The organism is Fumia xinanensis (assembly GCF_014384905.1).
Taxonomy (GTDB): domain Bacteria; phylum Bacillota; class Clostridia; order Oscillospirales; family Ruminococcaceae; genus Fumia; species Fumia xinanensis.
In genome coordinates this window covers 317,937-330,288 of sequence record NZ_JACRSV010000002.1, presented here as the reverse complement: position 1 = coordinate 330,288, position 12,352 = coordinate 317,937, and the positions used below count along the sequence as shown (strand labels likewise).

Annotated in this window: 6 protein-coding genes; all 6 read left to right on the top strand. The window is 54.7% G+C overall.

The features are described 5' to 3' along the window. Positions 1-31: 31 nt before the first annotated feature. The gene (locus H8710_RS08140; RefSeq protein WP_249294992.1) at positions 32-1,921 is read left to right on the top strand and encodes a histidine kinase N-terminal 7TM domain-containing protein; all 1,890 of its coding nucleotides are present in this window, start codon (positions 32-34) and stop codon (positions 1,919-1,921) included. Continuing rightward, a complete protein-coding gene (locus H8710_RS08135; RefSeq protein WP_249294991.1) occupies positions 1,918-3,456 on the top strand; it encodes a response regulator in 1,539 nt (512 codons plus the stop codon). The genes H8710_RS08140 and H8710_RS08135 overlap by 4 nt, the downstream gene beginning before the upstream one ends. Before the next feature lie 19 nt (positions 3,457-3,475). Further along, a complete protein-coding gene (locus H8710_RS08130; protein WP_249294990.1) occupies positions 3,476-5,122 on the top strand; it encodes an AMP-binding protein in 1,647 nt (548 codons plus the stop codon). A gap of 21 nt (positions 5,123-5,143) precedes the next feature. Further along, positions 5,144-5,371, top strand: a complete 228-nt coding sequence (locus tag H8710_RS08125) for an acyl carrier protein (RefSeq protein ID WP_249294989.1) — start codon at positions 5,144-5,146, stop codon at positions 5,369-5,371. After that, entirely contained in the window at positions 5,372-5,926 is a 555-nt protein-coding gene (locus tag H8710_RS08120) for a 4'-phosphopantetheinyl transferase family protein (RefSeq protein WP_249294988.1), read from the top strand. It abuts the gene before it with no gap. A gap of 475 nt (positions 5,927-6,401) precedes the next feature. Further along, on the top strand, positions 6,402-12,302 hold the full coding sequence (locus H8710_RS08115; RefSeq protein WP_249294987.1) for a DUF4855 domain-containing protein: 5,901 nt from the start codon (positions 6,402-6,404) through the stop codon (positions 12,300-12,302). The last annotated feature ends 50 nt before the right edge of the window (positions 12,303-12,352 follow it).

Genomic DNA, 12,352 nt, shown 5'->3' with positions numbered 1-12,352 from the left:
TTGGGCAAATTGATATAAGGAGGGCATCCGCTTGTATATTTCCAACAGCTTCATGGCGGTTTTCATCGTCATTATCCTGTGCATCTTGGTGTTCATGGTGACCATGGCGAAGACACGGCAGCTCTTGCTCATCCACAAATACTACTTTGTGGCGTCCGCTATGATCATCACCTGGCTTTTGGCGCTGATCGCCGTCAAGTTCACCGACCCTAACGACACTTGGCTGCTTTGGGTCTGGGACTCCACCACCTACATCGGGTGCGCTGTCACGCCAGTGTTTTCGGTGCTGTTTTCCATCGCCTTTTCAAAAGGATACGAAAAAAAAATGCCCCGGAAATACTACTGGCTGTTCGCGGTGCCCATCCTCACAAACATCATCGTCTGGACAAACCCGTTTCACCACCTGTTTTACCGGCATTTCGCCCTGGACAACACGTCGGTGGTCTTCGGCCCTTACATGTATGTCCACACCCTCTACACTTTCGGTTGCTCCATCGCCGCCATGATTATCATCGTGCGGTGCGCCATCAAAACCCGGACGAAGCTTCATATTCAGCAGGCGATCCTATTTTCGGTGGGAATTCTCATTCCCATCGTCGTCAGTGTGCTGGTGATGCTGCGGATCGTGGAGGCAACTTTTGCCGTCACTCCCCTGAGCTTTGTGGTGACCATCGGGTTCAACGGATTTCTCATCTACCGGCTGCACCTGTTTGACGTAAAGCCCGTCGCCATGCAGCATTTGATCGACGTCATGTCCGACTGCTATCTCGTCACCGACCTTTCGGGCATCGTCATCAACTATAATCAACCCTTTAAGGAAATCTTCGGCAGCCAGTATGGCATCCGGGAAAACCTTCATCTGAAAGACTGCCTCAAGGACGAGGACGTGGAGAATAAAACCGGCATCTACAATCTTCTGACTGCCATCGAATCCTGCCAAAATTCCCATTCCGCAATTTCCTATGAGCAGGCAATCAGCGCCTACAGAGACGGAGAGCTGAAAAAGTTCTACTACATGGCGGAGATTTCCCCGCTGACGGTAAAAGGGGAAGTCTGCGGTTATCTGGCCATCTTTAAAGACGTGACCAATTTGAAGGACAATATGCAAAAACTCCAGGACAGCCAGCTCAAGATGATGGAGCGGGAGCGGCTCGCATTTCTGGGACAGATGGTGGGCGGGCTGGCCCACAACCTGAAAACACCCATTATGAGCGTGGCCGGTTCGGCCAGCGCCATTGAAAACCTGGTGCAGGAATGCCGGGAAAGCATCGGGGACCTGGAAGTGACCCCCGACGACTACCGGGAAATCTACGGGGAGATGAACGGATGGCTCCAAAAAGTCCATGACGCGTGCAGCTACATGTCCGACATCATCAGCGCCGTCAAGGGGCAGGCCAGCAACATGAGCGAATCGGAAAACGCTGAGTTTTCCATCGACGAGACCCTCAAGCGGGTGACTCTGCTGCTGCGGCACGAACTATTGAGCAGTGGCTGTGTCCTCCGGGTGGAAAACCATATCGACGAGGAAATCTATCTAAACGGCGACATCAACAATCTGGTCCAGGTCATCAACAACCTGGTTTCCAACGCCATCGACGCCCAGAAACCCCAAGGAAAACGGGACATCGTCGTGGGCATCGGCAAGGACGGGGCTTCCTTTACGATAACCGTCAAGGACTACGGCTGCGGCATCCCGCCCGAGGTCCGGCGAAAGCTCTTCAAGCAGATGATCACCAGCAAGGGAACCATGGGCACCGGGCTCGGGGTGTTCATCTCCGACAGCGTCATCCGCGCTAAGTTCGACGGCACCATGTGGGCGGAAGAAAATCCGGAGGGCGGTTCGATTTTTGGCATCGCGATTCCCTTAGAGAATGTAAAGTTCACCTCAAATCAGGCAGCGGGGAGGGTCAAAAATATATGAGAAAAAATAAAATCGCAGAGGAAAGAAACGAGTTTTCCATCCTGACCTTGGATGACGACGAAGTGATGACATTGACCCTCCAATCCTATTTTCAGTCGGCGGGATTCCATGTGGATGTGGAAAACGACCCGGTGGCGGCTGTGGAGCGGATTCGAAATGGCAGCTACGACATCCTGCTGCTGGACTTTTTGATGCGTCCCATCTGCGGAGACGAGGTGGTGAGCCGCATCCGGCTATTCAACCAAGACCTTTACATCATTCTGCTGACCGGACACAAGAGCATGGCGCCGCCTATCAAGACCATAAGAGAATTGGACATCCAGGGGTATTACGAAAAAAGCGACCGGTTTGACCAGTTGGAGCTACTTGTGGAGTCCTGCGTCAAATCCATCCGGCAGATGCGCACCATCAAAAGCTACCGGGACGGCCTGCGGACCATGTTGGATCACGTGCCCGATCTGTATCGGTCCAAGGCGGTGGAGGACACTATGAGCCTGTCGCTCCAGTATGCCACCCATTTTCTCTCCTGCGCCGACGGATTTATCTATTTGGATGTGGAGCTGCTGCCTGAACGGGGCGCTGAAAATAATTCGCCCAGCCGCAAAAAGCTGTTTTGCGGGTCCGGGCGCTACGAATATGACGACGGGGTGGCAGCGGAATGTTACGAAAGCCTGCTATCCGGCGGATTTGCCCAGATTTCCCAGCAGGGAACCTGCCTTTTGGCGCTCCTCTTTACCGAAAAGCACCAGCCTTTCGGCATCCTAGGGATAGACGCCGCCAAAACCGTCCAAAGCGACACCGCCCAGCTTTTTGAAGTTTATGCCAAGCAGGTGGGGGCTTCCATAAGCAATGTTTTGCTCCACTCCCTGCTGGAAAACCGCAACGATGAGCTATCGTCGGCCTATTCCAAAGTTCACCAGAGCTATCTTGAGATAGTGGACGCTTTACGGCTCATGGTGGATGCAAAAGACTTCTACACCAGAGGCCACTCGGAGCGGGTGGCGTTTTACTCCTGCCTTATCGCAGAGGCTATGGGCCGAAACAGGGCTTATCTCGACCGGCTGAAAATCGCCGGGCTGTTCCATGACATCGGCAAGATCGGCGTATCCGATGGAATCCTCCGGAAAAACGGCAGACTCACCGACAAGGAATACGCACTCATCAAACAGCATAGCGAGGAGGGGGCGAAAATCCTCTCGGTCATTTCGGCGTTTCAGGACGTGTCCCAAATCGTGCGGAGCCACCACGAACGCTATGACGGCGCCGGCTATCCTCAGGGGCTCAGCGGCAATGAAATTCCCGAGGAAGCCCGCATCATCTGCGTCGCGGACTCCTTTGACGCCATGACTTCCAAGCGCACCTACCGCGACAGCCTTCCCCTGGAAAAAGCCATCGAAGAACTGAAAAACGGTCGAAACGCCCAGTTCGATGCCCGGATTACCGATGTGTTTTTGGAGCTTTTAAAGGATTTTGATTCCATCAAAGAGAAGATGTCCTTTGAGCTTCCCGAGATTTTCCGAGATACCACAAGATAGAAAGGTGTGTTCCCGACCTATGAAAAACATTCCTGCGAAAGAGACCAAATACTACGACCATTTTCGGGCCTTTTTAGAGGGCGCTGCGGCAAATTTTTCAGAGCGGCCCGCTGTCACCACCTACTCCCGGGGAAAGGAGTCGACCCACAGCTTCAAAGAACTCAAAGACGACGCCTTCGCTTTCGGAAAAGCGCTTTGCGCCCATAATTTACAGGGGAAACACATCGCCATTGTCGGCGAAAACAGCTATGAATGGTTGACGGCATACATGGGGATCGCGGCGGCAGGCGGAGTCTGCGTCTGCATCGACATCGAACACGCCGACGAAACAATCGCGGAGATGATAAAAGAGGCGGACGCTGAGGCCATCGTTACTTCCAAGAGCCTGGAAAACCTCTGCAAAGCAGTAAAAGATCAGGATGAGCGAATTCAGAGTCTCATTGTTATCGGTTCCGCCGGTGAGGACGGCTTCAATGCTTTCGTCCGGTCCGCCGCAGGTGACGAGGCGGCATCTAAAGCTTTTGAAGGTGTCGAAATAAACCCTAAACAGACAGCCTCCATCGTCTTCACCTCTGGCACCACCAGCATGGCAAAGCCTGTCATGCTCTCCCACCGGAGCACCTTGTGGAATGCCGCCGACTCTCTTACCATTTTAAGCTCGGGGGAACGGGTTTTCAACGCCCTCCCCCTTTACCACACCTATGGCCTCACCTGTGCCGTCGTCTGCCCGCTCATCCGGGGGCTTCACGTAGGCCTCACCTGTGACCTCAAGAGGATGCTCCAGGAGTTGAGCGCCTTTGTGCCCCACACCATTGTGGCCGTTCCCCTCATCATTGAGCAGCTCCATAAACTAGCTTGGTCGCTGATTATCAAGGCGGAGAAAAAAGAAAAGGTCGTGCGGCTCATGAAGCTGGAGACGGTTCTCCGCAGGCCTCACACCCTGCTCAAAAAAGAAGTGGCCGAGGCCTTCCGGGGCAGCTGTCTCGAAAATCTCAGCGTCATCCTTTCCGGCGGCGCCCACCTGCCTCTCACCGAGGCCCGGCACCTGTTGCACATGGGCATCACGGTGCTCCAGGGATACGGCATCACCGAGTGCGCGCCCAGCATCTCCTGCAACCGGAATGAAGATTTTGACCTGAGTTCTGTGGGGCTTATCCTCCCCCATTACGAGGTGAAAATCAAAGACGGTGAAATTCTCGTCCGAGGGGAGCCGCTGATGAACGGGTACTATAAAAATCCGGCTCTCACCGAGGAATCCTTTGACGGCGATTGGTTCAAAACCGGCGATCTGGGGATTGTGGACAAGCGGGGGCATCTGTTCATCACCGGGCGGAAGAAGAACCTCATCGTCATGAAAAACGGCAAGAAGGTTTCCGCCGAAGAAATGGAGGAAGAAATCCGAAAAATGCCTTTGGTCAAGGACGTGGTAGCATATGGAGCCAAAAGCGGCGCATCGGCTGACGACGTAAAGATCGCCATCAGCGTCTATCCTGACCCGAAGCTCTCGGAACAGATGACCTCCTATGAAATCCTCGAGCAGGTGCAGGGGTTCGTAGACCAATTGAACCAGCGGCTCCCCACCTACAAGCAAATCCAGATGGTCAACATCCGGGAGACGGATTTTGACCGGACTTCCGCCCATAAAATCAAGCGGCAAAGCATATAGACCGAAAGGAGAAAATAGACTGTGCTGGACATTATCAAAGAAATCGTATATTCGGTCACCGGCAAGAAAGACCTGACTTTAGACACCGACTTTGTGAAGGATTTGGAGCTCAATTCCTTTGACATTATGAACATCATCTGCGCCTTTGAGGACCGGTTCGACATGACCATTCCCACTCGGGATGTATGGCAGATTCATCAGGTCAAGGATGTCATAAACTACCTTGTAGAAAAAGGAATTGAGGCATAAATGGAAAACGGAAACAATATTTTTTTATACGTCTATCCAAAAGGGCATTTTCTCGCCCCTGACCAGCGCCTTAGAGATTGTGCCGAGTTGTTTGGGGCGACAACCGGACTTTCTGTGCAGGAGGACGCGCCTCTGCTTCGGACAGAACGGGGAAAGCCATATTTCGCAGGTGCGGCGGTTTCCTTTTCCATCACCCACAGCGGAGATTATTGGATTTGTGCCATGGGAGCAAATCCCTTGGGAGTGGATTTACAGGATGAACGGACCTGTAAAAAAGAGGCCATTGCCCGCCGGTTTTTCCATCCGCTGGAACAGAACTTTCTCCAGGAAAACAACTGGGAACCCTTTTTCTCGGTCTGGGCAGCCAAGGAAAGTTATGTCAAGCTGACCGGCGAAGGTATTACCGACCGGTTTTCCGGATTTTCCGTTGTGGATGAGCACGGAAATATGAACCGGGCAGAATCTGCACAGCTGCGCTTTGTGCCTTTTCAGAAAGGCTATGTCCTCTGCGTCTGCGGGGAGAATCTGGGAGAGGTACAACTCGTTTACTGTTAATTTTCCTCTTAATTAATATACATTATTTGGGGAGGATCTGCTATGGAAGAATCTATCCACGTGGGAGTTGCAGCTATCGACCATTTGGAATTCTGAATGGCAGAAGGGCCTTCACCGTAAAAAACAGGCAGACGATAAAATATTTTTATGCGTTTATAGAGCCAAAACAAGCATAGGGAGCAATGCTTGTTTTGGCTTTGTCTTTTTTTGCCCAAAAATTCGGCCATATATATAACAAGTTCATCAAAAGGCCCTGCAAAATGGAATTTTTACTTTTACCCGCCTTTGAATCCTCGACTGTCTTCGACGAATTTAGTATTCCTTTCATGTTATTATTCATAATATATAGCAAATATATGAATAACTTTTATATATTTTGCTAATTAGGAAAGGAGGCTGTAGTCAGAAACCCACGCGAATTCCCGGAGAATACAGCGAGATATGGAGAGAAAGAGATTTGAAGGAGGAATTCAAAATGAAACGGGTCAAACACCTGGGAAGAACCTTGCTTTCCGCAGTTACCGCATTGACTATTATGGGGAGCATCCTGCCAGCGCAGGCATTAGCTGCGGAAACGTCTACGTATGCCCTGTCGGGGGCGTACAATGTCGCTCGGGGAAAGTCCTATTTTATCCATCAGGCGGAAACGCCTAACAACTACCCTGACAGCACCGGACATGAGCTGACCGACGGCGTCAAGGGCAACACCAACGCCAATAACAGCGCCTGGAGCGGTTATTACCAGACCTCCTCCCCCACTGGAAAGCCGGTGGACCGGTGGCCTCTAAAATCGGTGGTCATCGATTTGGGCGGCACAAAATCAATCAGTTCCATCAAGGGCACTTTCCTGACAAGCTCGTCGGCAGGCGCCGGACAACCTACCATGGTTTGTACCTTTGCGTCCATGGACGGAACAAACTGGATGCCCATGAGCCGGACGTCCATCATCGACCAGTGGTCCAGCGGCATCCACAGCTATGGATGGCACGTGTCCAACACAAACGGCCTGTACACAGACCTGAGCTGGGACGACAACTCGGTCTACCGGGCCAAATACGTCCGGTTCGATTTCCAGACGAGGGGGTTAAACCTCATCGATGAAATCGAGGTCACCGGCGTGGACGGCGAGGCCGCAGGTTCCCTGCCTCCCGGAAATCTGACCACGCTGGACAACAGTACGAACTACCAGAAGCCCGGTACTGCTACAGCCGGCATTCAGGACATGGTACTGTGTTATAACGGTTATTACGACGGCAACACGGGCGACTGGAACGCCGAACAGTTCAAGCCCCTCCTCGCCTATTACGATAAATACGGCCGGGCCCAGGACAAGATGTTTGACGCCGTCCTGTTTTTGGCTCTGCGCTCCCCCTACGGCTGCGACTTTGCGGCCCCAGCTAACACCAGCCAATATGCCCAGGGCCGAGACTGGAACTGGGTTATGGACAAGACCTTTAAAGCGAACGGCGACCTGGCAGCTCTCAATGAGGCGGCCCGTCAAACCTCCCTCGCTTTAGGAGACCCCAATTACAAAGTGAAATTCGTCATGTCCATCCCCTACCCCGACCAGCGGTACACCAGCTTCGGGCCGCTGAGCGGAAACTACTACAATTTGAGCACAGACAGCGGCTACCAGTCGGCAGTCAACTGGTTCATCAATCAAACCGAATCCCGTTTTAACAGCGGGAACTACTCCTATGTGGAACTGGCGGGCTATTACTGGCTGGATGAGGCCGTCAACCGGGTAGACCGCATCCGCTACACCGCAAACCAGGTTCACAACAAGGGCTACAAGTTCTTCTGGATTCCCTACTATACCGTTCCTGGAGCCCTGTACGGCAAGGATTTGCAGTTCGACGCAGTGGCCTACCAGCCCAACCACTTCTTCCCCGATGCCTACAACGAAAACGACATCGGGCTGATTGGGACGAAGCAGGTAGTCAATGCCGCAAAGTTAGCGGCTTACGCGGGTATCGGCCTGGAGCTGGAGATCGACGACAGGCTTTTAACAAACGTCGATAAATACAACCAAGGCCTCGACTACTTCAACGCCTCTGTAGAACAGGGTTTTCGTGGCCCCGGGGTGTTCCGCTGCTGGTATAACGACGTGCGCACCTACTACAAATGCGCGATTTCCCCCAACAGTAAAGCCCGTGCCATTTACGACTACGCCTATCAGGTCATGCGGGGGACTTACACGAAAAAGCCCTACATAGACACCTATGACGAGGTTTCAGATCCCAATAACATCCTTGCCGGCGTCACCTACACCACCGGCATGAAGGTGGGAGACCCCAATCAGGGCGCCGGAAACTATATAAACGACCCCAGCCGCACAAAGCTCACCGACAACCGAAGGGCAATCCTCTGTGAGGACGGCATAGCGGGGTACTTTAACCGGAACTACAATTCCCTTTCTTCTGCCGACTTTACCTTCGATCTTGGGGGCAGAAAATCTTTCCAGCAGGTGAACATCAGCACACTGGCGGGCGCTTTGGGAATCGGGCGGCCCAGCAAAGTGACGATTCAGATTTCCAACGACACCGGAACGCCCTCTAACTGGACGACCATCTGCTCTACCGCCATGGGCGGCCCGGAAACCAACAAAGAGTTCATCTACCGCACTCAAAATGGCAAGCGGATCACCGCCCGGCACATCCGGCTGCTTCTCGACTTTGGCGCGGCCAACTGGATGGCCATCGACGACGTGAAGGTTCTCTCCATTGCCGACAGCGCCCCAGCGGACGGCAACCTGAATCTCGCCCAGAGCGGCGAATTTGACATCGACAACGCCGCGAATTTAGCCCTAAACCGCCCCTACACTGTCAGCGCCCCTCCGGCGGAACGGTATTACGACGCCCGGTTCAAGGCCCTGACCGACGGCCTCGTGGGCGACGCCACGATCTACGACTGGCGTTGGGTGGGCTTTAACGCCGCCCGGGACATCGTATTGGACTTGGGGGCAGTCAAGCCTTTCCAGGGCGTGCAGGCAGTGCTCTTAAACGCCGTGGCAGAAGGCGGCGTCACCTATCCCGGAGCGCTCAACTTCAGCTATTCCAGCGACGGCAAAAACTGGACGAGCTTTGTAAACGGTTCGGTTCCAGCCGGTGCGCCGGAAAACGCCGTCTACACCTATTCCTACGCCAAAACTTCCGAGGTGCAGGGCCGGTACGTCAAGCTGTCCGTCCCGGCGGGCTTCACCTTTATCTCAGAGCTTCGGGTGTTGGCGAAAACCGACGCGCTCCCCTCTGAACCGGGCTTCACCCTGCTGTCCAAAGGCCGTCCCTACACAGTATCCGTTCCTGCGGGAGCGGCGGGCAGCTGGAGCGACCCGGACGACGGCGTAAAACTGACCGACGGCGTCACTGTCGCCGACCCCCGGTATTTCAACGCAGACCGGAACCTCTACACCGGCCGCAGCAACGGTAGCGGCGTGGACGTTCCCGTCTCCACCGTCATCGATTTGGGCGCGCAGAAGGCCATTCATCAGGTTTCGGCCTCCTTTGTGGTCAATTCCGACTACGCCCTGTACCTGCCCACCAGCTTTAAAGTGGAACTTTCAAACGACGGAAGCAACTGGGTGAGCGTCCACAACGAGTACATCGGCGGCACCCCGGCGATACCGGTCTCGAAATTCTTTTCCGCCCGGTTCTTGCCGGGGATTCCCTGGAAAGCCCGCTACATTCGGGTGACTTACACCCAAAATGCCGGCGTCGTCCTCACTGATGAAATCGAGGTTTGGGGCAATAGTGACCTGAGTGGATGCCAGGATCCCGCCGACGTAGGAAAACCGGTCATCACCGGATTTACCGCTCCTTCCATCACGGTGGAGGACAACGATTTCCTGACTACCTCCGCCCGGGCCGCCCTGCGGATGCCGAAACAGGTGCAGCTTTCCTACGACGGCGGCACTGTCACGGCTAATGTGATAAACTGGGCCTGCGCCGATTACGACCCCCAAAAACTCGTGCCCCAGACCTTCACCGCATTCTATGAGACTCCCGCCGGCTATCGGCAGCCCACCGACAGCGCGGTTTCCGTCACCGGCACCCTGACGTTAAAGACTGCTCAGACGGAAAACCCCGACCTTCCCGCCCAGCAGAATCTCATCCGCGGCAAGGCCTATACCACCAACTGGGCTAATTCGAGCTACCACGGCGGTTACCCGGACATAAACCGCAAAAAGCTCACCGACGGTGTCCGCGCCGGCGGCATCTGGAACGGAAACAACGTAGGATTTAACAAAAACGGGGATTCTCCTGTTATTTTGACCTTTGATCTGGGCAAAAAGCAGGAGCTGACCGAGTTTTCCGTCTGTGGCTGGGACAGCAACGGCTCTGGGGTGCGCAATCCCTCCCACATCGCTGTCGAGTACTTAAACGAGCAGACCGGGATCTGGGCCAAAGCCATCGACCAGGAGGTGGGACGCAGTTCACCGGAAGGCAACGACTTAGCTTATAAGCTGAGCTTTGCTGTTCCGGAAGGAACTACCGTTACCGCTCAAAAGGTGCGGTTTATTCTGACCCACGACCCCTATTCCGGCACGATGTTTTTAGACGAAGTGGAAATCTTCGGCCGGGATGTCACGGCCGCCGCGACTCCCCTCACCGGTTTTAGTGAAATTCCCGCTGTGACGGTCCACCGGGACGAGGGCCTGACCACCGCGTCCAAGGCGGCAGAGAAACTTCCCGCAACCGTCGCTCTCACCTATCAGGGCGGAACGGTTACCGTACCGGTCAGCTGGAGCTGCCAGAGCTTCGACCCCAAAAGCACTGCTCCTCAAACTTTTACTGCATCCTATGAGACACCAGCGGGCTACCGGCAGCCCACAAGCGGCAATGTAGCCGTGACGGCAACGCTTACTCTCAAACATGCCCAAAGCAACGCTCTAAACCGCAATCTGGCGGCGGGCATTGCCTATTCCACCAACTGGGCAAACGAAAATTACCACGGCAGCGGACAGGACGTTAACCGTACAAAGCTCACCGACAATCAGTTTGCGGGAAGCCCCTGGGAAGCTCAAAACATCGTCGGCTTCAACAAAAACGGCGCAGCACCCGTGACGCTGACCTTTGACCTGGGAGCCAAAAAAGACGTGGAAGCGGTCAGCGTGTTGGGCTGGGATGGCAACGCCTCCGGTATCCGCAACCCCTCCCACATCAAGGTGGAATACTATGACGAGAGTATCGGCGGCTGGGCCACCGCCTCCGACAAGGACTTTGGCCGCGCCTCCCCGGAAGGGTACGAAATTCCCTATCAGCTGGACGCGAACGTGAACTTTTCTTCCCGCAGAGTCCGTATTACCCTGACCCACGACGCCTCCTCCGGCACCATGTTTTTGGACGAAATCCGCATCATCGGCGCCGAATCGGTTTCCGACGACGGGAACGTCCTCAGCGGACGGACCTACACCACCAACTGGGCGGACGCAAACTATCACGGCAGCGCGCCGGACTCGAGCCGCACAAAGCTCACCGACGGCCAGCGGGCCACCGGCACCTGGGACTGGAACCGGGTGGCGGGCTTCAACAAAAACGGCTCCGAGCCCGTCACCCTGACCTTTGACCTGGGCTCCGCCACACGACTGAGCAAAGTGGATTTCAGCGGCTGGGACAACAACGCTTCCGGCGTCCGGAACCCCTCCCACTGGAAAGTGGAATACCAAAATGCCGCCGGAAACTGGCTCACCCTCTGCGACGCTGAGTTGAGCCGGGCTTCGGTCTCCGGGGAAGAGGTTCCCTTCCAGTTTGACTATCTCGTTCCCTCCGGTGAAACCGTCATCGCTCAAAAGCTCCGCCTCACCCTGACTCACGACGCTTCTTCCGGCACCATGTTCTTAGACGAAGTAGAAGCCTGGGGCAGCCAGGTCGTCGTGCCCGAAAACGATCTGATTAAAGGACTTTTCTATACGACCAACTGGACGGACGGGCAGTTCCACGGCATGGCAAATGACCCATCGCGGACGAAGCTCACCGATGGGGAATTGGCCCAAAACTCCTGGGACACCGCCCGTATTGCCGGGTTTAATCGGCAGGGGGATTCAGCCGCTCAGATCACCTTTGAGTTGGGAGGCATAAAATCCTTCCAGCAGGTAATTGTCAGCGGCTGGGACAACAACGCCGACGGTATCCGCAATCCCTCCCACTTCAAGGTGGAATACCGGGACGAAGCCGGAAGCTGGATCACCGCTTATGATTCCGACGAAGGCCGGGCTTCTCCCGAAGGAAATATCGTCCCCTTTACGCTATGCTACACCGTTCCCGGCGGGCAAAGCCTTTTGGCCGATGCGGTGCGCATCAGTCTGACCCCGGACGCTTCTTCCGGCACTATGTTCTTAGACGAGATACAGGTGCTTCACGAAGCGGTTTCCCTTTAAATCCAAAATACCCTTCCCGCCGCGGGAAGGGTATTTTTGTACACAGAATA

Coding starts and splice junctions, on each gene's coding strand:
- H8710_RS08130 (WP_249294990.1), top strand. CDS start 3,476: ATGAAAAACATTCCTGCGAAAGAGACCAAATACTACGACCATTTTCGG.
- H8710_RS08135 (WP_249294991.1), top strand. CDS start 1,918: ATGAGAAAAAATAAAATCGCAGAGGAAAGAAACGAGTTTTCCATCCTG.
- H8710_RS08115 (WP_249294987.1), top strand. CDS start 6,402: ATGAAACGGGTCAAACACCTGGGAAGAACCTTGCTTTCCGCAGTTACC.
- H8710_RS08120 (WP_249294988.1), top strand. CDS start 5,372: ATGGAAAACGGAAACAATATTTTTTTATACGTCTATCCAAAAGGGCAT.